This is a genomic window from Alteromonas stellipolaris, from assembly GCF_001562115.1.
In the GTDB taxonomy this organism is placed as follows: Bacteria; Pseudomonadota; Gammaproteobacteria; order Enterobacterales; family Alteromonadaceae; genus Alteromonas; species Alteromonas stellipolaris.
The window spans coordinates 1,475,295-1,494,624 of the sequence record NZ_CP013926.1 but is presented as its reverse complement, the minus strand read 5'-3'; the positions used below and the strand labels follow the sequence as shown (position 1 = coordinate 1,494,624).

General features: G+C 41.6%; 22 protein-coding genes. 9 read left to right on the top strand and 13 right to left on the bottom strand.

Features of this window, described 5'->3' with window-relative positions; genetic code table 11:
• The first annotated feature begins 24 nt into the window (after nt 1-24).
• The gene (locus tag AVL57_RS06220; protein ID WP_057792185.1) at nt 25-318 is read left to right on the top strand and encodes a DUF1244 domain-containing protein; all 294 of its coding nucleotides are present in this window, start codon (nt 25-27) and stop codon (nt 316-318) included.
• A 94-nt stretch (nt 319-412) separates the two neighbouring features.
• Here AVL57_RS06220 and AVL57_RS06215 read toward each other — a convergent pair whose 3' ends face one another.
• The 3 genes from AVL57_RS06215 to AVL57_RS06205 are packed head-to-tail and all read right to left on the bottom strand — an operon-like array spanning nt 413 to nt 2,807.
• The gene (locus AVL57_RS06215) at nt 413-1,843 is read right to left on the bottom strand and encodes an ATP-binding cassette domain-containing protein (RefSeq protein WP_057792183.1); all 1,431 of its coding nucleotides are present in this window, start codon (nt 1,841-1,843) and stop codon (nt 413-415) included.
• Between the two features lie 16 nt (nt 1,844-1,859).
• Entirely contained in the window at nt 1,860-2,366 is a 507-nt protein-coding gene (locus AVL57_RS06210; protein ID WP_057792181.1) for a GNAT family N-acetyltransferase, read from the bottom strand.
• A gap of 39 nt (nt 2,367-2,405) precedes the next feature.
• Nucleotides 2,406-2,807, bottom strand: a complete 402-nt coding sequence (locus tag AVL57_RS06205) for a DUF4870 domain-containing protein (RefSeq protein ID WP_082604927.1) — start codon at nt 2,805-2,807, stop codon at nt 2,406-2,408.
• Nucleotides 2,808-2,964: 157 nt separating this feature from the next.
• Between AVL57_RS06205 and AVL57_RS06200 the strand changes: the two genes are divergently transcribed.
• The 3 genes from AVL57_RS06200 (at nt 2,965) to AVL57_RS06190 (ending at nt 4,558) form a co-directional block, all read left to right on the top strand.
• Nucleotides 2,965-3,183: a VF530 family protein gene (locus AVL57_RS06200; RefSeq protein WP_057792179.1), complete on the top strand. Its 219-nt coding sequence runs from the start codon at nt 2,965-2,967 to the stop codon at nt 3,181-3,183.
• Nucleotides 3,184-3,257: 74 nt separating this feature from the next.
• Nucleotides 3,258-3,731, top strand: coding sequence for a LabA-like NYN domain-containing protein (locus tag AVL57_RS06195; protein ID WP_057792178.1), 474 nt, complete (start codon nt 3,258-3,260; stop codon nt 3,729-3,731).
• A gap of 167 nt (nt 3,732-3,898) precedes the next feature.
• Nucleotides 3,899-4,558 carry a YoaK family protein gene (locus AVL57_RS06190; RefSeq protein ID WP_057792176.1) on the top strand — a complete coding sequence of 220 codons (660 nt, stop codon included), beginning with the start codon at nt 3,899-3,901 and terminating at the stop codon, nt 4,556-4,558.
• Between the two features lie 86 nt (nt 4,559-4,644).
• Here the strand turns inward: AVL57_RS06190 and AVL57_RS06185 are convergent, their stop codons facing one another.
• The gene (locus AVL57_RS06185) at nt 4,645-5,439 is read right to left on the bottom strand and encodes a hypothetical protein (RefSeq protein ID WP_057792174.1); all 795 of its coding nucleotides are present in this window, start codon (nt 5,437-5,439) and stop codon (nt 4,645-4,647) included.
• Between the two features lie 187 nt (nt 5,440-5,626).
• Here AVL57_RS06185 and AVL57_RS06180 point away from each other — a divergent pair, with 187 nt between their 5' ends.
• Complete coding sequence (locus AVL57_RS06180) at nt 5,627-6,658, top strand: DUF4350 domain-containing protein (RefSeq protein WP_057792172.1); 1,032 nt, start codon at nt 5,627-5,629, stop codon at nt 6,656-6,658.
• 79 nt (nt 6,659-6,737) lie between these two features.
• Here the strand turns inward: AVL57_RS06180 and AVL57_RS06175 are convergent, their stop codons facing one another.
• From AVL57_RS06175 to AVL57_RS06160, 4 genes are all read right to left on the bottom strand, one after another.
• Nucleotides 6,738-7,766 (bottom strand): methionine synthase, encoded by a 1,029-nt coding sequence (locus AVL57_RS06175; RefSeq protein ID WP_057792170.1) that lies wholly within the window; start codon nt 7,764-7,766, stop codon nt 6,738-6,740.
• 25 nt (nt 7,767-7,791) lie between these two features.
• Nucleotides 7,792-8,769: a DUF1852 domain-containing protein gene (locus AVL57_RS06170; protein WP_057792168.1), complete on the bottom strand. Its 978-nt coding sequence runs from the start codon at nt 8,767-8,769 to the stop codon at nt 7,792-7,794.
• Between the two features lie 465 nt (nt 8,770-9,234).
• Nucleotides 9,235-9,762 carry a YchJ family protein gene (locus AVL57_RS06165; RefSeq protein ID WP_057792166.1) on the bottom strand — a complete coding sequence of 176 codons (528 nt, stop codon included), beginning with the start codon at nt 9,760-9,762 and terminating at the stop codon, nt 9,235-9,237.
• Nucleotides 9,763-9,837: 75 nt separating this feature from the next.
• Nucleotides 9,838-10,266 carry a hypothetical protein gene (locus AVL57_RS06160; protein WP_041452892.1) on the bottom strand — a complete coding sequence of 143 codons (429 nt, stop codon included), beginning with the start codon at nt 10,264-10,266 and terminating at the stop codon, nt 9,838-9,840.
• A gap of 392 nt (nt 10,267-10,658) precedes the next feature.
• Here AVL57_RS06160 and AVL57_RS06155 point away from each other — a divergent pair, with 392 nt between their 5' ends.
• Complete coding sequence (locus AVL57_RS06155; RefSeq protein ID WP_057792164.1) at nt 10,659-11,060, top strand: YqaA family protein; 402 nt, start codon at nt 10,659-10,661, stop codon at nt 11,058-11,060.
• A 23-nt stretch (nt 11,061-11,083) separates the two neighbouring features.
• Here the strand turns inward: AVL57_RS06155 and msrQ are convergent, their stop codons facing one another.
• Both msrQ and msrP read right to left on the bottom strand, forming a co-directional pair.
• Entirely contained in the window at nt 11,084-11,740 is a 657-nt protein-coding gene (msrQ, locus tag AVL57_RS06150) for a protein-methionine-sulfoxide reductase heme-binding subunit MsrQ (protein WP_057792162.1), read from the bottom strand.
• On the bottom strand, nt 11,740-12,750 hold the full coding sequence (gene msrP / locus AVL57_RS06145; protein ID WP_057792160.1) for a protein-methionine-sulfoxide reductase catalytic subunit MsrP: 1,011 nt from the start codon (nt 12,748-12,750) through the stop codon (nt 11,740-11,742). Before msrP ends, msrQ begins: the two co-directional genes overlap by 1 nt.
• Nucleotides 12,751-13,139: 389 nt before the next feature.
• On the opposite strand from msrP, the gene AVL57_RS06140 reads away from it, so the two are divergent.
• Complete coding sequence (locus AVL57_RS06140; protein ID WP_057792158.1) at nt 13,140-14,189, top strand: RDD family protein; 1,050 nt, start codon at nt 13,140-13,142, stop codon at nt 14,187-14,189.
• 42 nt (nt 14,190-14,231) lie between these two features.
• Here AVL57_RS06140 and AVL57_RS06135 read toward each other — a convergent pair whose 3' ends face one another.
• From AVL57_RS06135 to AVL57_RS06125, 3 genes are read right to left on the bottom strand one after another with little or no spacing between them, the layout of a single operon-like run.
• The gene (locus tag AVL57_RS06135) at nt 14,232-15,575 is read right to left on the bottom strand and encodes an anti-phage deoxyguanosine triphosphatase (RefSeq protein WP_057792157.1); all 1,344 of its coding nucleotides are present in this window, start codon (nt 15,573-15,575) and stop codon (nt 14,232-14,234) included.
• A 14-nt stretch (nt 15,576-15,589) separates the two neighbouring features.
• Complete coding sequence (yfbR, locus tag AVL57_RS06130) at nt 15,590-16,189, bottom strand: 5'-deoxynucleotidase (RefSeq protein WP_057792155.1); 600 nt, start codon at nt 16,187-16,189, stop codon at nt 15,590-15,592.
• A 1-nt stretch (nt 16,190) separates the two neighbouring features.
• Entirely contained in the window at nt 16,191-17,411 is a 1,221-nt protein-coding gene (locus AVL57_RS06125; protein WP_057792153.1) for a pyridoxal phosphate-dependent aminotransferase, read from the bottom strand.
• Between the two features lie 362 nt (nt 17,412-17,773).
• Between AVL57_RS06125 and AVL57_RS06120 the strand changes: the two genes are divergently transcribed.
• Both AVL57_RS06120 and AVL57_RS06115 read left to right on the top strand, forming a co-directional pair.
• Nucleotides 17,774-18,568: a DUF2189 domain-containing protein gene (locus AVL57_RS06120; protein WP_057792152.1), complete on the top strand. Its 795-nt coding sequence runs from the start codon at nt 17,774-17,776 to the stop codon at nt 18,566-18,568.
• Nucleotides 18,569-18,938: 370 nt separating this feature from the next.
• A complete protein-coding gene (locus AVL57_RS06115) occupies nt 18,939-19,256 on the top strand; it encodes a DUF3718 domain-containing protein (RefSeq protein WP_057792150.1) in 318 nt (105 codons plus the stop codon).
• The last annotated feature ends 74 nt before the right edge of the window (nt 19,257-19,330 follow it).

Below are 19,330 nucleotides of genomic sequence, written 5' to 3'. Positions count from 1 at the left end.
TTTGTTTTTAAAGAAAGGAGCAACATGGAAAAGCAAACGCAAACTGAAATAGAAGCCGCCGTGTTTCGCCGTTTGGTTGATCATTTAGACGCCAACAAAGATGCACAAAATATCGACCTGATGATTTTGGCTGATTTTTGTCGTAACTGTCTTGCGAAATGGTATTCATCTGCCGCTGCAGAGCAGGGTGAAGACATCGATTATGATGCTGCACGCGAAGTCGTGTATAAAATGCCGTATTCCGAGTGGAAAGAAAACCACCAACTACCGGCCAGTGATGAACAGCTAGAAAAACTAGCAGCACGTCAAAAGAAATAAATAATAAACCCAGCTAAAAGCTGGGTTTATTATTTATAAAGAGGCAAACTGTTTCACGGAAGTCATATCAAAACGCGACATTAACAAAAGCAAATTAGCCTTGGTAATCTCGCATATCAAGCAAGTTATCAATGCCCTCAATTGCCTCATCGGCTATGTGAGTAACATAGAGCAGGGTGGTATGGGTAGAAACAGCTAATAGCTTAATTAGTGCCAGCACATTGGTGCGATTAATATCATCTAGCCCGTTGCAGGGTTCATCAAGTATTAACAACGCAGGGTGTTTCACCATGGCGCGCACAATAAGTAACAAACGCTGTTCACCAAACGAGAAGTTATTAAAAGGTGTGTGTTTGTTATCGGTAAAGCCAATAACATCAAGCCATGCATCAGCAATCGCATTTTCAGCATTGGTAGGCGTGGTATAAAGGCCGATGCTGTCGTAAAAACCAGAGGTTACAACATTATGAGCGCTGCAATTTACCCGATACTGCATATGCAGTGCGTTCGACATAATGCCAATGTGTTGCTTTATATCCCATATACTTTCACCAGAGCCTCGTTTTATTCCAAACAAAGTCAAATCATTGGTGTAGCAGTGAGGGTTATCGCCTGTGATCATAGTAAGTAGGCAGGTTTTCCCCGAACCGTTAGGCCCAGATATTTGCCAATGCTGACCAGGATAAACCATAAAATCTAAATCTTTAAATACGGTAGTGTCGTCATACTTAACAAACCCATTTCGAAGTGCAATAAGCGGCTCATCTTTGAGAAAGGTTGTAGACGTTTCAGTGCTTGGCGGCAACGTGGGCTCAGCGGTACTTAAGCTAAACCACGACGATAAATGGGTAACTAGCGCTTCAGGTGCCATGCTGTCGTCGCTAGACGATACAATAGTTAGCGCATCAACCAAGACTAATTTACAGGCCACATTAGGCACGTCACGCACTGTGTTGGCGGTAATCACTAAGGTGGACTGAGTTTGTTGACTTAAGAAAGTGTTAAAACGCGCCCGTGCTTCTTTATCTAACCCTTCAAAAGGCTCATCAATTAAAATGACATCGGCATTGCTCACCCAAGCTAATAACAAAAGTACTTTGCGTGTTTCACCTGTAGACAGGGAAAGAAAGGCAGTATTGAGTAAATGCGTAACCTGCAGCGCTGCAGATAAAGCTTCGTATGCGCTGTGTTGTATGTAGTCAGGGTTCGCTTGACTTAAAAGCTCATGTACTAGGGTAGGCTCGGCCACAATATCAAGCAGATCGGCACTGTCTTTTTGTTTTTCTTCAAGAATGAGCGCTTGCTGAACCGCTACGCTCACTTCAGCAACTGATACTTCACATGTGCGTGAACCTGCTAGCGGCCTACCACGACCGGCTAATGCCGCAATAAGCAAGGATTTCCCAGCACGGTTTCGCCCCGCAATAAGTACATGCTCACCTTGATTAACGGTAAAAGTAAATGCAGGGGTGGTGAAGTTGTTTTCTAATTTTACTTGATGGTTGTGTAGCGATAGCGTGGTCAAAATGTAGACGTATCAGTTAGCCAGTATTAAAGCATTTTGGCGGGGATGACGGGGATATGTCAATGTTAACTAACGGTTTGGTCATAAAATGGCTATTAGGATCAAGCTGATAATTGCCAAAAGGCTCGCAGTCTTTAAAACCGTTTTTGGCATATAACTGCCGAGCGGCTTTGAAATAGTCTTGTGTGCCAGTCTCCAAGCTTAACGTGCGGTAACCGTTCGTTATAGCGAATTTAATCACAAAGGTTAGCAACTGTGTTGCTACGCCTTTATTACGAAAAGCTGCAACAGTTCGCATAGATTTCAATTCAGCTTCAGTGTTGCTTAATTTTCTTATAGCGACACAGCCAGCTACAACGTCGCCTTGCCATGCGCTAAAGAAGGTAATGTCAGGTGACTTTAACGCTGTAACATCTAAGGCATGCACGCTTTCTGGAGGAGAAGTGGCGTGCATGTCTCTTAAATGCTCTTCTAGCAGGGCGATAACATCGCCGCTGCTAAGGTCGTCATGTTTAATGTTCATATTTAACGTTATTTGACCAATTTGAGTGGTTGTTAAGCGTTATTTTAGAAACGTAATACTCAGAGGGTATACCCATAATTCGCCCTTATTGGCTTTTATTGCTGCAACAATAGCAAAAATAAAGTTCAGTATAGCGAGTATTATTAACCCAAACATACCAATAATGATTAACGTGAGTAGGCCACAAATAAGCGAGTAAATAAATAAGCTGATTAACCAATTAACGGTTACCTTTCCATGCATATCAATATCTTGGTGCTTGTCTTTATTTACAGCCCACATAACGATAGGCAAAATTAAGCCTAAACCAGGCACTATAATACTGGTCAACTGACTAAGGTGAATCAGCATACAATAGGTGTTCAGGGGCATCCCCCAATACTCTTGAATACTCTCATTTTCTTTGCTGATGTCTTGGTTGTTATTCATGTTGTCACTCATTCAACTTTCCTTGTTTTATCGGTTATATGAAGGCTTACGTTAGTTACTTCGAATTTTTCGAAGGGAATGCCAACATACTCTGTTAAAATAACAAAATCAACGTACTAGCGAGCTGATTAATCGCGATACGTATTTGTTTCTATTCGGAATTAGCATTATGAACCAACAGCAGCCAAACAATCCTCTTCACGGGCTTACCCTTGAGAAAATCCTTGTTCGTCTCGTTGAGCATTATCAATGGGAAGGCTTGTACGCAGAAATTAGGGTGAACTGTTTTAACAACGACCCTTCTGTTAAATCTTCACTGAAATTTTTGCGCAAAACTCAGTGGGCGAGAGACAAAGTTGAAGCTTTATATATTCGTACATTTAGCTAATTTACTCGAGCTAAAGGCATGCTAGTCATTAATACCCAAAAGGCTAAGCCTTCTCGCTATCATAAGGAATAACCATGGATAACGTTGCGCTTTTCGTCGACGTCCAGAATATTTACTACACCACCCGACAAATTCACAAGTGCAATTTTGATTACAATCAATTCTGGCGCTCTGCTACCGAAGGTCGAAACGTTGTGAAAGCGGTGGCGTATGCTGTTGAGCGCGGTGATTCAAAGCAGCGAGAGTTTCAAAATATCCTGCGTGGTATTGGCTTTGAAGTGAAGTTAAAACCATTCATTCAGCGTGCCGACGGTTCAGCGAAAGGCGATTGGGATGTAGGCATTACCATTGATGCTATGGAGTACGCTGGATTAGCTGAAACCATTGTATTTGCCACAGGCGATGGCGACTTTGATTTGCTGGCCAGTAAGCTAGTAGACAAAGGTAAAGAGGTAGAAGTGTATGGCGTTCAAGAACTCACTTCTGTTTCTCTCATAAAGGCCGCCAGTAAATACGTTCCTGTACAAGGCGATTTATTACTGCGCTAATCTATGTATTTATGTCATGTGTTAAAGCTATGAGTTTTAAACTATGTCATTGCTGCTGATAGACACATAAGCGTCTATTATGACGACTTTTATTGATATTGGTCAGATTGATTCTGTGTTGTTGCGAGTATGCTTGGCATATCTGTATACGAACAAGGCTAGGAATCATGATTTCACAGCTACCTAAGTGGGTAGAATTCGGTGCGTTTATTTTAGCGCTGGTGGCGGGTTATGTGAATGCGATTGGGCTGCTTGGTTTTGACCATCAATCTGTATCGCACCTATCAGGTACTGCAACTTTGTTAGGTGCTGGTGTTTATCAAGGCTCTTTGCAAAATGCATTTCATCTTGTAGGCGTTTTGCTTTCCTTCCTTGCTGGCGCTTCCATCGCAGGATTCTTACTGCATGGTTTTATATTGAAGCTCGGGCGACATTACGACACTGCCCTTGTGATAGAGGCGCTTTTATTGCTTGTTGCACTGGCGTTTTTGTATAACGAACAGTTTGTTGGCCATTTTTTTGCATCGGCGGCCTGCGGGCTTCAAAATGCGTTAGCTACAACCTATAGCGGCGCCATTATTCGAACCACTCACGTTACCGGTATTTTCACCGATTTAGGTATTATGCTTGGCGCATTATGCCGAGGGGAAAAGCTAGATACCAGAAAAGCCAAGCTATTCTTACTCATTATTACCGGTTTCATCTTTGGTGGCACAGCGGGCGCTATTCTGTTTGGCATGTTTCAGTTTTTCTCGCTTATCGCGCCAGCTAGCGTATGCCTAATGATTGCGGTGATTTATAGCGTGTATTTACGAAAAGCGGCATGAGCGAAACATTGGCAATGGTAAACGTTAAAAAAGGCCGCTGATGTTAGCGGCCTTTTTGTTGGTTAAATTTAAAGGCTATTTATCATTTAAATATGGCTTAGATGTGCCTTAACAGCGCCATAGTGGATACAAGCTATCACTGGGCTTGCAAGTAATACAGACAAACCAAAGGTGTGGGGCGCAAAGTAAATAACCAAGGTGTTTAGTGCGAACAATATGGCGAAAGATGTAGGCTGCGCAGAAACAATCGAAAAGGTTGTTGTCATGCTTTGTTTGAAAGAACGCTTAGCTATTAGCATTAGTGGCGCAACAAAAAGCAATAACATAATGAGTGGGACTGCCGATGAGAATATTAAGCCTAATGTATGTGCGCTTATATCAATAAACTGTTGGAATAAAAGTAAATCTACACCGCTACTTCCAAGTAATAACCAAGAAAACATAAGCTGACTTAAAAAAGGGAGCAAAAGGAGAGGGCTAATAAGTAAAAATTTTCCCCATGATGCATTGCTTATTGCAGAGAATGACCATACTTTTCCTTTTGTTGCCAAGTTATGAATGCAAAGCCAAGTAGCGCCAATAACTGGCACCATTATCCATTTTGATAGAACTAGCGCTATGGGGCCAGCTAGTAGCTGCAGCAGACCTTCAATAATTAACGGACTCAACATAAGAGCAAATAACGAAAAAGGGGCCTGCTTAAATAGCTGCCAACCTTGTTTGAACCACACATTGGTATTTAAATGCGCTTTATGATTCTTGTAGGTACTAGTCGCGTTGCTTTTTTTTCCATAAGTACTGTTTCCACAAGCATCGTTTTGGTATGAATCAGTGGCTTGTAACGCTAACTCATTTTGATTTACTGAAGTTTGTGCCGTCATTGTGAATCCCTGTGTATGCTTTGGTGATTATTAATTAACCTTCAAAGCTATAGTCACGGGTAAAAAATAAAAATTACAAAACGATTGTAAAATAATCTAATTACAGTCGGAAATGACTTTAATGCTATGAAATATTTAGCTTTATTTTATTCTTTTTACTTTAGAAGCAATCCATAAGGACGTGTTAATGAGAGCTATGGCGAGAATAGCTATTCTTTTCAATGTGCTTTTAGTGGTTTCGTGCACTGACAGCCCTCAGCAAGCAGACGCGACATTTGAACCCTACAGGCGAACAGCGACTTACACCGCAAATGTCAGCCCAGTAGTGTTGGTTGATGAAGCTCACCACAATTTTCTTAACATTAATAATCGCTTCAAACCCTTTGCCCAGGTGTTGCTCAGCGACGGAGTTACGGTTGAATCAAACAAGGTAAGTTTCAGCCAACAGGCCCTTAAAAATGTAGATATTCTTGTTATCGCCAACGCCCTTGATAAAAAGCGAAGCAACTGGCAACCCCCGTTTAACCAAGCGCTAACTAATGAGGAAGTGACTGATGTGGTTGAGTGGGTACGTAACGGCGGTTCTCTTTTTCTTATTGCTGATCACGCACCTTTTCCTAAAGTGATTGATAGCCTAGCAACAGCGCTGGGCTTCACGTTTACCAATGGCCACGTTAAGGCAACACTGTTTAACAAAGCAACGGGTACCCTAGGGAGCCATACAGTAAGCTATGCAGAAAGCCATGCACACGATGATTCTAGCGCCAAAGCCAACTCTGAGGACAACCCTAGAGCCAAACCCCCAAACCATGTCGAACTTCCCGTTTTTATGCAAGAAAGTCAAAATGGCGCGTTTACATCAGTATTAAACAGTCAGTTTCACACTAAAGAAGTGACTCAAGTTAAAACATTTGGCGGCGCTGCCTTTTTACCACCAGAAGCGGCCACTTCATTGTTAACCCTTGGGCCACATGCGGTATCTATTGAGCCAGAAGTTCCTTTTGAAATAACGTCAAGCACGCCTCGAAGAGCTATCGAAGGCTGGAGTCAAGGTGCCTTGTTGGAATTGGGTAAGGGGCGCGTTGCGGTGTTTTCTGAAGGCATGATGTTTTCTTCTCAAATCGATACTCGAACAGGTAAGAAGCATGGTATGAGGTCGATAGGAGCTCAGCAAAACGAACGTTTTTTACTTAATGTTATTCATTGGCTAGCGGGCTAAGCAGAGCTGACAAACTAGGTTGAGTAAGCGTAAATGCAAACTTAGTGTCAGCTCTGTAATAGCAATGAGGACGTTACCATTAACGCGTCAGTTCTTGCCTAATAATTTCAGCACCTGCACTCAACGCGTTAAGTTTTCCGCGTGTTACATGTTGCGACAACGGCACCATGCCACAGTTAGTGCAAGGGTATAGTTTATCGGCATCAACAAACTGTAAGGCCTTTCTGAGCGTGTTAGCTACGTCTTCTGGTGTTTCAATAGCATTGGTCGCTACATCAATGGCACCAACCATGACTTTTTTGCCACGAAGGAGCTCAATCAATTCCATGGGAACACGCGAGTTTTGACACTCTAGTGAAATTAGGTCGATGGAAGACGATTGAAGTTTTGGAAAAATCTCTTCGTATTGCCTCCACTCAGCGCCCAATGATTTTTTCCAGTCGGTGTTGGCTTTAATGCCATAGCCATAGCAAATATGAACGGCAGTTTCACACTTAAGCCCCTCAGCAGCACGTTCAAGTGCCGCTATACCCCAATCATTCACTTCATCGAAAAAGACATTAAATGCAGGTTCGTCAAACTGAATAATATCAACCCCTGCAGCTTCCAACTCTTTGGCTTCTTGGTTTAATATTTTCGCAAATTCCCATGCGAGCTTTTCGCGACTTTTATAATGACTGTCATAAAGGGTATCTACCATGGTCATGGGGCCAGGAAGAGCCCATTTAATCGGTTGATCAGTTTGTTGGCGCAAAAATTTAGCGTCATTAACAAAAACAGCTTTTTGGCGAGTTACTTCACCTACTACCATAGGCACACTGGCATCGTATCTATCGCGAATTTTTACCGTTTTACGCTGCTCAAAATCAACGCCATTCAAATGCTCGATAAAGGTGGTGACGAAGTGTTGGCGAGTTTGTTCACCATCGCTGATAATATCAACACCTGATTGTCGCTGGTTAAGTAACGACAAGCGTAACGCATCTTGTTTACCCTGGATCAGTTCCTCACCGTTTAATTTCCAAGGTGACCATAGTGTTTCAGGCTGCGCCAACCATGAAGGCTTAGGTAAGCTGCCGGCAATAGAAGTAGGTAATAATTTTTTCATAATATGTACTACACGTTTGAATGAGTTAAAGGGCGCAGTTTGCAGACCACTGTTGAAGAATATTGTGGTAAGGCTTGATGAAATTCTCTTCAACAAATTTACCTTGTTGAGCCGCTAAGTGATTACGTTCTTCTCGGTCATACTCTATTTGTGTGAGTGAGTGATCTTGGTGTTTCAAGTTTGGTTGATACACTCTACCGGCGACCGCATTAGCGTTATAAATCTCAGGGCGATAAATCTTTTGGAAGGTTTCCATGGTGCTAATCGTGCTTATCAACTCGAGATTGGTGTAATCGTTTAGTAGATCGCCAAAATGATAGAATGCCAAAGGTGCAACGCTGTTAGGTGGCATAAAATAGCGAACCTGTAGCCCCATTTTTTGGAAATACTGCTCGGTTAACGACGAGCCATCAGGTAGATACTCAAAACCTAATACAGGGTGCTGATTTTCAGTTCTTTGATAAGTTTTGTTTTCAGAAACACTTAGGCAAATAACAGGCGATTTACTGAAGTTTTCTTTGTAAACGTCTGAATTTACGAATGCTTTAAACAACTTCCCGTGTAAATCACCAAAATTATTCGGAATGCTAAATTGGGTTTGGTTTTTATTGTGCTCAGATAAGAGCACGCTAAAATCGTAGTCTCGAACATAAGACGAGAAATTGTTCCCCACAATTCCTTCGATGGTTGTATTGGTTTTGCGATCAAGAATATTTGTTTTTAGTATTTCAATGGTGGGGAAGGTACAACCGTTACCTTCAACGTCAATATCAACCGAAATGATTTCAAGCTTTGCCGAATAACGATCGCCGTTAACATTGTCCCAATACGCTAGTGCATTGAAACGATTGTCTATCATCTGTAATGCGTTTCGAAGATTATCTTGGCGTCGATTACCTCTTGCTAAGTTGGCAAAATTAGTAGTGATACGCGTGTTGTCAGATGGACGGTAATTCTCATCGAAACAAACGCGCTTAAGCGAAAAAGTAAAAGTGTTATTCATGGTGATCTGACATTCCATAGTGTAAACATAAACCCAAATTTTTTTGCTCAGTACAACTGTTCTGTATTTTCCAATTAAGCCCGTAGCGGCTAATTAAAAACGAATGCAATACATTAGTTGTGTCGAGCAGAGTGGGTTTTATACGCAGATTTATTGATGAATAAAAATGATTTAATTTCATAAATCGATGAGATTTACTCATGACTTTCAATTTTAAAATATTTATAATTGTTCAGCCGTAGAAGCAATCTACTTGTACGAAGCGATATAAAAGGTGAAAACTTTGAATAAAAAGAATGGAATTAAACGGTCTAAAGTCCCGAGCTAACAGGTTCAATTGCTTCAGGCTTTGGATATCATTAAATAAAATGAGGTGCCAGCTAATCAGCTGGAAACAACGTTTTGAATTAACGCTGAATGGGCTGCAACGCGGCTTAGGTGACCACTCCGGTGCTTAAGCAGCCACTACCGTGATTTCGTTGCACAGCATTGCTTAAATTTTTTCCCGCTACCGCAAAGGCAGGGTAAGTTACGACCGTATTTTACCTTGCCGCAATCATCGTGAAGTATACCGTCGTGGTAGCGCCACTGGCCATCTTCAACAATAAAGTTCGAAGTTTCATGTAACTGATAAAGATTTTTGTTTTCAAAATAATAAGCGGTGAAATCGACAGTATCTGTCGCCCCTTCATTATTTTGTGTTGCGACCTCAGCCACCCCTTCAGCTTGGGCAATAAGAGAAACATTTTCAGTTTCACCCACTTCCAGTGCAAACCACGTGGCATTAGCTGCATTAGCAGTCAATTCATCAACACTTAATTCAGGTTGACGCTCCTTTGTGTAGGTAGCCAGTACATATTCGAATTGCTTACTGGCATAGGCAGAAAAACGAGACCGCATTAACTGAGCAGCAGTTTGTGGTTTAGCTTGCCCTTTCAAAAAAGGTTCACAACATGAAGAAAATGGTAAATTTGAACAGCAATAACATCGCATAATTTTTTACAACCAAGTCAGTAGGGCGCTATTGAATACATACGCGGGCGCAATGCTAACGGTAAATTAAGCGAATTACCATGGTCCTACTGCAAGGTTGCCTTCATTTAAAGCTGAATCCACTCTTACATTTACCAGACATACTGAATAAAGTTCGCAAAGCTTTCTGATCATATCACTGTCGGTAGGCTGTAAATCTAAATCAATATTTTCAACATACAGTGTTTTACACTGACCGCCGGTTATTAGCTTGCTTATCCACTCTGGCATTTTTTCCTTTTCAGGTTTTTGAATACGAATGGCGTGGTCGACTTCTTTTGAAAATGACACTGAATCGGCTAATAGATAATTCCAACCTTTACTTGTGCCACCTTTCCCTTCGCCTGGATAACCTTCGAAAGGTAAGGGGAGTTGTACAACGTTAGAAATAGCGGTGCTTGAAACAGACTTATTGGTCACTGAGGTACGTAATGCCTGTAAACGTGCAATTGGTGAAGTGTTCATAGCGTTACCTTTTCGTAAGTTATCTTTTGACTGGCTATATATACAGTGTGTATGTGTATACAGTAGTTTTAAGTTAAAAGGATTGCAAGCATTAAATTGTGTTTTTTTCACACAATGCTTACTTCTTAAATACTTTTGAATTGAAATTGCGATTTAACGAGGGGGAGTTATTTGCGCATAAATGTCGCAATATCAATGTCTTCAGTGCATAGCTGCTAGAGGTCAAGAGTACTGCCATCAATAGGTAAGCAAACTTAATGACTAACTTTGTGACTTAGGTAAACTACAGCCGCACAGAATTTCACTAGGTTAAACACGTCGGGGTGAACCTAGCAGCAAAAAATAAGGCGTAATTTTCGGTGAGCAGTTTAATAACACTAGGGTATATAGGTATGTTTGTTTCAGCATTTCTTGCCGCCACAATATTACCTTTAAGTTCTGAGCTTGTATTAACCACCTTGGCGCTAAGCGGTTCTTCTGCATTAGTTTTACTAGTCGTTGCATCTTTAGGCAATATATTGGGCTCAATCGTCAATTACGTATTGGGCTTTCGCTACGGCCAATTGGTAGCAACTAAATTACTGCGCGTTTCCCACGTTACCTTTATGCGGGCCGAAGTCATGTATAGGAAATGGGGGAAATGGTCTTTACTATTGGCCTGGGTGCCAGTCATTGGCGACCCATTAACTCTGTTAGCCGGTACCTTACGTACGCGTTTTTGGTTTTTCGTATTGATAGTAGGAATTAGCAAAACAGCGCGATATGCCGCGCTGTTATTTTTTATCACTCGCTAATGCCACCCGAGCACGCGTTAAACCTAAGTCGCGTGTTTCCGATTTTTACTGCGAGAATGCTTTTTAAGCGCTGTAGTCACCAATCCTTTAATTCGGTTGAATAACAATACAAAGGCAAACAGCCAATACCATATGGGTTCTTGCCATATTGTTTTTTGTGACCACGAAAAATGAAGCAACGCCAAAGGTACTATCAAATAAATACTGTTGTGTAAAACCTGCCAACGCTTACCCATGCTTCGACGTATTTTTTGAAAAGACGTTATTGTTAATACGAAGAGTAAAAGCAAGGCGGCTAGCCCTACTACAATATAGGGGCGCTTAACCAGCTCGGTAGCAATCAAACTCATGTCCAGTTGCAATTCGAATAGAATGTAAGTCGCAAAATGTGACAACGCATAGACAAAGCTATATATCCCTAGCATTCGCCTAAACTTAATTGGCTCAGGGCTAGGCAGTATTTTTGCTAATGGACTCAACATCAGCGTAATAAGCAAAAGGTGTATTGCCCATATACCGGTTTCATTCAGCAAGGTATCAACAGGATCGGGGCCCAAATTATCGGTTACGCCCGCGTAAAAAAGGCCAACGAGATACCCAAGTGCCAGTAAGTGAATGACACCTTTTAATGACCTGCGAGCTAAATTTGAAACACGAACTGGTTTTTTAAATAATTTCATTAGAAGTGACGGCTTAAATCCATGTTGGCATAAAGCGGCGCCACTTCGCTGTAACCATTGTACATTTCGGTAGGTATTCTATTACGTGATAGCAAGCCACCGGTGGTAATACGGCGTTCGCTAGCTTGGCTCCAACGAGGGTGTGATACATCTGGGTTCACATTAGCGTAAAAGCCATATTCGTTAGACGCTAAACGGTTCCACGTAGTAGGGGGCTGTTTATCGGTCAATCGAATGCGCACAATCGACTTAATACTTTTAAAACCGTATTTCCATGGCACCACTAAACGAACAGGCGCGCCATTTTGTGGCGGAAGGGTTTTACCATACAACCCTACCGACATTAGGGTAAGTGGGTGCATAGCTTCATCTAAACGCAGACCTTCAACATAAGGGTATTCAATTCCACCACCAAGGAAGCGGTTTCGCTGACCTGGCATTTGCTTGGGCTCGTATAAGGTTTCAAAGGCCACATATTTAGCTGACGAAAGAGGATCAGCCGCTTTTAACAAAGCGCCTAACTCATAACCAATCCAAGGAATAACCATAGACCAGGCTTCTACACAGCGAAGACGATAGATTCGCTCTTCAAGTGGAAAACGTTTCGTTAGATCATCAAGATTCAGCGTGAGTGGTTTGTTCACCAGCCCATCGACTTTTAATGTCCACTCAGATGTATCGAATTCTTGCGCGTTTTTAACCGGCTCATCTTTGGCAGTGCCAAACTCATAAAAGTTATTATAAGAAATCGCTTTGGATTCTGGGGTTTGGGTTTCGCTAATTTGGTACTTTTCAGGCTGACTAAATTTAAGCGCTTGGGTTTTGAATGCCGCGGCTTGTTCTTCATCGTCTTCCCAAAACCACCCCGCTGCATTTGCAGAGTTTGAAAGCAACGCGGAAGCACCGACAAAGCCAAGAGACTTTAGTAACGTACGACGATTAAGGTAAACATTTTCATGGGTTACATGATTGTCGGTTAGCTTTACTGAAGGCTTGAACGGTTTAGACATACTTACACCATAATTATTGAGCGCGCTTAGACATTAAAACTGAAAAGTAGGTTACGCCGACTTCGCGCGAAGGCACCGAGGTTACACTACTTACGTGAAGGCAAGGTTTTAAGATTGCACCATGTATTACACGTGCAGTATTACACGGTATTACACACGCGAATTTTATAAATAAGTAACTACAGATTCGACGCGTATAAATAAAGACCCATTTAATAAGAATAAAATTTCATGAATTAAAAAGAACACAATGAGACACTATGGTAATAAGTGATACCAATTAAACTCATTATGCCTTTTTATGCTTAGTAATCAATAGCTTTAGCTTGAGCTAAAAATGAAAAGCGCGTAACTTAAGTGGTTTACTCATTGTAATAACAAGTATAAAAATGAAAGCCGACGAAATAGAGCAGTTAGCGTTATCAGATTCTGAAACCAGAGATGTGATCACCCCGTATGCCTTCAAAGTTGACCAAGCGCTATTAGGTATTCCTTTGGCCCCACCTGTTAAACGCGCGATGGCAATGGTTATTGATGTCATTTTAATATTTATGGCTGCAAAGCTTAGCGCAACGTTAATTGCCTTTGTTGCTGCTATGGCTTTTTATAAAGGCACAGCACAACAATACCTTCCTAAAATGTCGTCGTTTTGGCGCAGAGCCCTAAAGCTTTTTGCAGCAAGCTTTTTATTTGTAAGCTCGCTAACGGTACTCTCGTTAGCAATAGACTTCTTTGAAGGCGATAGCACCATACAAGGAACACAAATAAACAAAGCAGAACAAAAAGAGGAGTTAAGTGAGCATGATAAATCAATAATACGCACATATTTAGCGCAAACAGACGACGATAAAAACTGCGATGATATCTGCCAAAGTGCTGCTAGTGCTAAATTAGTTACTCAATTGCCTGAGCTTGCTGAAATTGAAGACGTTGGAAATAGTCAAGTTACTCGAGCGCTTTTGCACTTAATGGTCATAGCAGATGGTGAAGCTATAGCAGCAGGTGATGGTGTTAAAAATTTAGATTTAGCGCCAGAGAGCATTTCGGACGAAGTTACCAATGAAAGCAACACAACACCTGTAACCAGTATTTTGCAGTGGGGCAAAGGCATTATACAAGACTTAGGTCTAGGTTTTGGTTGGGCTGCTGTTTACTTTACCTTGTTCTCGTTACTTTGGCGCGGACAAACTCCAGGTAAAAAAGTATGTAATATTCGCGTGGTTTCGCTAAGCGGAGAGCCACTTGGCATGCTTGATTGCTTTGGCCGGTACGGCGGCTACGGAGCCGGTTTTGCGACGGGGCTATTAGGCTTTTTACAGGTTTACTGGGATCCAAACAGACAGGCCATTCAGGATAAAATATCAGCCACCGTAGTTATTCAAGGGAGCGTGAACCAAGTTGTAACTGCAAAAACTGTTGCTGATGCGGTTAAAGATTAGCCTTGCGCAACATACCTTAATAACCTTATTCCACATCTAACGCTAAATATGGAAGCTGTCTTGAATACCACCTTGTCGAGGGGAAAAAAGTGTTCCATATAACCGTGAGGCAAACTCATCTGTCATACCGGAAATATAATCAGCAAGCACTCGCATGCCGTTGCTTTGTTCGCATGCTTTCAACCAGCGCTCTTGCGTGTTTTCTGGCAATAAGCGTTCGGGATCAGAACTAAAGGCTTCTAGTAGCTCCATTACTACCATTTGACCTTTATATTCAAGCTGTTGTACATCAGGGCGACGAATCACTTTTTTATACACAAAACGCTTAAATAGTTCTAAGCCACTTTCAAAGTCGGTAGGCATTTTGGCATTATAAGCAAGCAGTGGATGCTCAAAGCCTTCTACATCGGCTATTTCTATGGCCGTAATAAAACTGTTTACCAGAGCACCAATGGCGTTTTTACGCTCGTGATGAGCTTTGCTGAAAAGCTTATCGGTAAGTTCATCAATGTTATCTGACAACCATTTTATCTCTAGTGTTTTTAGCGGAACGGTGACATCACTAATAAAATCTTGTCGATTCACCATATCCATCACAATCGCATCTTCTAAATCGTGGATGCCGTAGGCAATATCATCCGCAAGTTCCATAATTGAGCAATCAAACGACTTAAAGCGGGTTTTACTGTGCTTGGTATCAAACTGATTGAAAGACATTAACCTGTCTTTGTCAGAGGCGCTAAACGGCGCTAGTAACCAATCGAATAAAGGTTCGTCACAGCGAAACAAGCCTTTAGGGGGATGCCACTGGCTGGCTTTTACTTGGCGTAATGAAGCGGGGCGTTCACCGTAAACCTTAGGGGCTGTTAAAGAATCAATAAAATTAGGGTACTTTACAAGGCCCAGTACACTTCGGCGGCATAGGTTCATGCCATGTTCGGCGGTGTAGGGCTCTAATTGAGTAATTATGCGAAAAGTTTGGCCGTTGCCTTCAAAGCCGCCATGTTCGTGCATCATATAATGAAGGGCAATTTCACCACCGTGACCAAATGGCGGGTGGCCGATATCATGAGCCAAGCATAGGGTTTCAATAAGCGTGGCATCAAGGGCTAATTTGCTGGCGATATCTGGAAACTTACCGATTAATTGGGCGGTAATGCCAGTGCCTATTTGCGCAGCCTCTAAAGAATGAGTAAGACGAGTGCGATAAAAGTCACTTAGGCCAACACCTAATACTTGGGTTTTGGCTTGTAAACGTCGAAAAGCGGCACTGTGCAGTACGCGAGCTTTATCTCGCTGGTAGGGATTACGATGATCACCATCTCGAGAAACACTGCGCGGCAGTCTGCGTGCGTGTAATTCTTGTTCCCACTTTTGTACTGTCACAGTGTGTTCCTTTTTTAAATTTCTTCCTGGGTAATTTCGTCTAAGCTAAGCGAAAAGCTAGGTACATAGCGGGTTAAGAAATAATCGACTTCATCTGAGTGATATTCTTTTAAAATCTTATCTAACCGCTTTTTAGCCAGTTTGAATTCTTGGTTTCCTGCTGAAAGTTCTTCTAAAGTTTTCAAGTAGGCACACAGCACATCGGCAGCTTTAACAATAAAAGCTTCTTCTTCAGTATGAAAATTAGCATCAATAAGTGAAGCGTAATCTTCTTTGAATGCGTCTGGTGCCATGTCGATTAAAATATTTTCGGCTATCTTTTCAATCTTTTTGTATTCGTGCTTGATGTCTGGATTATAGTATTTTACCGGTGTTGGTAAATCGCCCGTTAGCACTTCAGACACATCGTGAAACATGGCGATAGTGGCGATGCGTTCTGCATTTAATGTTCCGCCAAAAAACTTGTTCTTTATTAAGGCGAGGGCGTGAGCCACCATGGCCACTTGTAAGCTATGCTCCTGAACGTTTTCAGTACGTACATTGTGCATAAGTGGCCAGCGATTAATAAGCTTTAATCGGGCAAGGTGAGCAAAAAAATGACTTTTATCTGACACATTAAGCGCCTTGTTGATAGTGTTGAAAGAAGTTACCTATACGGTGAAGCGCCGGAACTAGCACATCACTATGCGGTAAAAACACTAAACGGAAATAAACGCCGTCAGTCAGATTAAACGCTTTACCGTGTACTAATAGAATCTTTTCAGCGCGGAGCAAATCTAAAATCATCTGCTCATCATTGTTTATGTTGAATTTTTTCTCATCAACTCGGGCAAAACAATACATCGCGCCTTTGGGTTTAACGCAGTGTATTCCATCAATACTGTTAAGCATGTCTACCGCAACATCACGCTGAATACGCAGACGACCCGTGTCTTTCACTAGGTCATTAATGCTCTGATACCCACCTAACGCCGTTTGAATTGCACTTTGGCAAGGCACGTTTGCACACATTCGCATTGAAGAAAGAATATTTAAGCCTTCAATATAATCTTTTGCTAGGCGTTTGTTGCCGCTTACCACTAGCCAACCAGAGCGAAACCCTGCTACGCGGTAGTTTTTAGACAGGCCACCAAAGGTAACGAAAAATACATCGTCAGCAAGAGAGGCAATACAGGTATGTTCGGCATCGTCGTATAGAATTTTATCGTAAATTTCATCACTGAAAACAACCAAGCCATGTTCTCTTGCCAAATTGACTACGTCTTGCAACAAGGCTTTATCGTAAACAGCGCCAGTAGGGTTATTGGGATTAATTAATACAATAGCCCGTGTCTTGCTGGTGATTTTGCTTTTGATGTCGTCTAAGTCAGGGAACCAGCCAGCTTGTTCATCACAACGATAATGTACTGGAGAGCCTGATGACAAACTTACAGCGGCGGTCCACAGTGGATAATCAGGGCTCGGGATCAGTACTTCGTCGCCATGATTAAGTAGCGCTTGCATGGCCATCATTATCAATTCGCTAACGCCGTTACCAATGTATACATCGTCTACACGAATATGCTGAATGTTGCGCTGCTGGTAGTACTGCATGACGGCCACACGTGCTGCGTAAATTCCCGTTGAATCTGAATATCCTTGAGAAGTGGGCAGGTTATGAATAACGTCTTTAAGAATATCGTCGGGGGCTTCAAAGCCAAATGGGGCAGGGTTACCAATATTTAGTTTTAAAATACGGTGGCCTTCATCTTCCATTTTTTTAGCTTGTGCCGCAATGGGGCCGCGAATGTCATAACAAACGTTATCTAATTTGTGTGAGCGAGATACAGTTTTCATGGTCTATCTGGTTAATTTACAGACCTTGAGGTTAACGTAAACCACATACCCTTGCGAAGCCTAATTTAGCGCTAAACGTGAAAAATATTTCGATTTGGTTGAAAAGTGTACGGCTAATTGTGGTTTACATCATAAAACTGACTGAAAACACCTAAAAATTGATCGTTAAACACAATATTAAAAAAAACTTCATAAATTAAAGTCACCAATTAACAGCCAATTAGAAATAAAAACTTATCAAAAACGCTAAAATCTTGTTAATTAATTGTAAAATTAAGTGAATCGTCCTATCGTATAAGTACGGCGCATTAGGATGGGCGCGCCAACACCTTTTACGTGTAATAGCAGAGGTAGTTCTCATTATGTCGCACCATTTTAAAGAAACCCCAGAAAATGCGATAACTCAAAGTGGTATTGCAAGGGTGATCCCTTGTAAGGAACTCGATATAGGCGATCCTATAAAATGGCTCTCACTTGGTTTACGTGACGCAATGCGTACACCTATTTTAACCGCGGTGTATGGTGTTATGTTTGCCGTGATCCCTTGGTTCATAATGTACTTGGTAGAAATGACAGGTTGGCATCTAGTGATAATGCCTGCCATTGTGTGTTTCATGTTGATTGGTCCTTTCTTAGCTGCAGGTTTATATGATGTAAGCTGGGAGTTGGAGAAAGGGCACAAGCCTACCTTTATGCATTCATTGCGAGCGATGCGAAGAAACGCTGTGAATGAGTGGGGGTTTGGCATATTGCTAATGGTGATGATGATTTTTTGGCTACGTGTAGCATCACTTATTCACGCATTGTACCCTTCGAACATTGAAACCACCCTTGAGAGTTTGATGCCATTTCTGGTACTGGGTTCAATAGTCGGTGCGGGTTTCACCTTAGCCATGTTATTTGTGACTGCGTTCACTCAACCTATATTAATGGAACGAAAAGTCGATTTGGCCACGGCGTTACTGACTAGTGTTAACGCAGTATGGGTAAACAAAGTTCCCATGCTTATATGGGGTGCAATTATATTTACGGCAGTCGCTATTGGTTTTGTTACCGGGTTCGTCGGCTTTATCATATTAATGCCACTTATCGGATATGCATCATGGCATGCTTACATTGACGCCATTTCTACAAAACGCGCAAGAAAATATGATTAAAATGTAGTTTTATTACAACAAAATAAGGCGGCTTGACCTGATTACATCAAGTTAATCCGTCTTTTTTTGTGAAAATTTCATACAAAAGGCTTTTTTTCGTACAGTGATAGACGAAAGTATTAGACCTTTTTAATAGTAAAAACTCCTCACCTATAACGAACCGTTATAATCCAAACTAATAAGTCTATATAAATCAGGCGTATAGTTTGTTAAAGACTTAGTAACATTCTGATTTACCGTTAGTTTACTCACCTTATACAATCTTTAAACAGCATTAATTTCCATTTTAGGTCATAAATAAAGGGCACTCAGGGAACACCTTCCTTGTACTGCTTTTAATGAGTTTGCCAAAACCTTTGAGGATCTAATGATGAAATTACTTAAAACTTTAGCGGCTACTGCTGCACTAGCTTTTGCTGTTAACGCTAACGCTGCCCCAGAAAAAGACGTTCGTTTTGTAGGCGAAACACAATTTTCTGGTTTCTGTAAAGCGGTTGTACTTGATGATATTAAAGTATTGCGTTCAAACCTTGCCCGCAACGTAGGTCGTATTGGCGCTAGCCAACGTGAAGTATTACGCATGGTTACTGCAGAAGACGGTTTAACATGTAACGGTGTTAACTTAATTAAGTTCTCTGTTGAGCGTGATGCCAACTCAGTTCACGAATACCTAACGTCACGTAGTTAATTGTGCGTTTACTAAGTTAGCGGGTGGCTGCGCTGTTACGTTTTTATCAGCAGAAACACCCGCTACGTAAGTAA

Excerpts from the sequence above, each read along its gene's own strand:
- AVL57_RS06220 (WP_057792185.1), top strand. The coding sequence starts at position 25 with ATGGAAAAGCAAACGCAAACTGAAATAGAAGCCGCCGTGTTTCGCCGT.
- AVL57_RS06210 (WP_057792181.1), bottom strand. The coding sequence starts at position 2,366 with ATGAACATTAAACATGACGACCTTAGCAGCGGCGATGTTATCGCCCTG.
- AVL57_RS06205 (WP_082604927.1), bottom strand. The coding sequence starts at position 2,807 with ATGAGTGACAACATGAATAACAACCAAGACATCAGCAAAGAAAATGAG.
- AVL57_RS06200 (WP_057792179.1), top strand. The coding sequence starts at position 2,965 with ATGAACCAACAGCAGCCAAACAATCCTCTTCACGGGCTTACCCTTGAG.
- AVL57_RS06195 (WP_057792178.1), top strand. The coding sequence starts at position 3,258 with ATGGATAACGTTGCGCTTTTCGTCGACGTCCAGAATATTTACTACACC.
- AVL57_RS06190 (WP_057792176.1), top strand. The coding sequence starts at position 3,899 with ATGATTTCACAGCTACCTAAGTGGGTAGAATTCGGTGCGTTTATTTTA.
- AVL57_RS06185 (WP_057792174.1), bottom strand. The coding sequence starts at position 5,439 with ATGACGGCACAAACTTCAGTAAATCAAAATGAGTTAGCGTTACAAGCC.
- AVL57_RS06180 (WP_057792172.1), top strand. The coding sequence starts at position 5,627 with ATGAGAGCTATGGCGAGAATAGCTATTCTTTTCAATGTGCTTTTAGTG.
- AVL57_RS06175 (WP_057792170.1), bottom strand. The coding sequence starts at position 7,766 with ATGAAAAAATTATTACCTACTTCTATTGCCGGCAGCTTACCTAAGCCT.
- AVL57_RS06170 (WP_057792168.1), bottom strand. The coding sequence starts at position 8,769 with ATGAATAACACTTTTACTTTTTCGCTTAAGCGCGTTTGTTTCGATGAG.
- AVL57_RS06165 (WP_057792166.1), bottom strand. The coding sequence starts at position 9,762 with ATGCGATGTTATTGCTGTTCAAATTTACCATTTTCTTCATGTTGTGAA.
- AVL57_RS06160 (WP_041452892.1), bottom strand. The coding sequence starts at position 10,266 with ATGAACACTTCACCAATTGCACGTTTACAGGCATTACGTACCTCAGTG.
- AVL57_RS06155 (WP_057792164.1), top strand. The coding sequence starts at position 10,659 with ATGTTTGTTTCAGCATTTCTTGCCGCCACAATATTACCTTTAAGTTCT.
- msrQ (WP_057792162.1), bottom strand. The coding sequence starts at position 11,740 with ATGAAATTATTTAAAAAACCAGTTCGTGTTTCAAATTTAGCTCGCAGG.
- msrP (WP_057792160.1), bottom strand. The coding sequence starts at position 12,750 with ATGTCTAAACCGTTCAAGCCTTCAGTAAAGCTAACCGACAATCATGTA.
- AVL57_RS06140 (WP_057792158.1), top strand. The coding sequence starts at position 13,140 with ATGAAAGCCGACGAAATAGAGCAGTTAGCGTTATCAGATTCTGAAACC.
- AVL57_RS06125 (WP_057792153.1), bottom strand. The coding sequence starts at position 17,411 with ATGAAAACTGTATCTCGCTCACACAAATTAGATAACGTTTGTTATGAC.
- AVL57_RS06120 (WP_057792152.1), top strand. The coding sequence starts at position 17,774 with ATGTCGCACCATTTTAAAGAAACCCCAGAAAATGCGATAACTCAAAGT.
- AVL57_RS06115 (WP_057792150.1), top strand. The coding sequence starts at position 18,939 with ATGAAATTACTTAAAACTTTAGCGGCTACTGCTGCACTAGCTTTTGCT.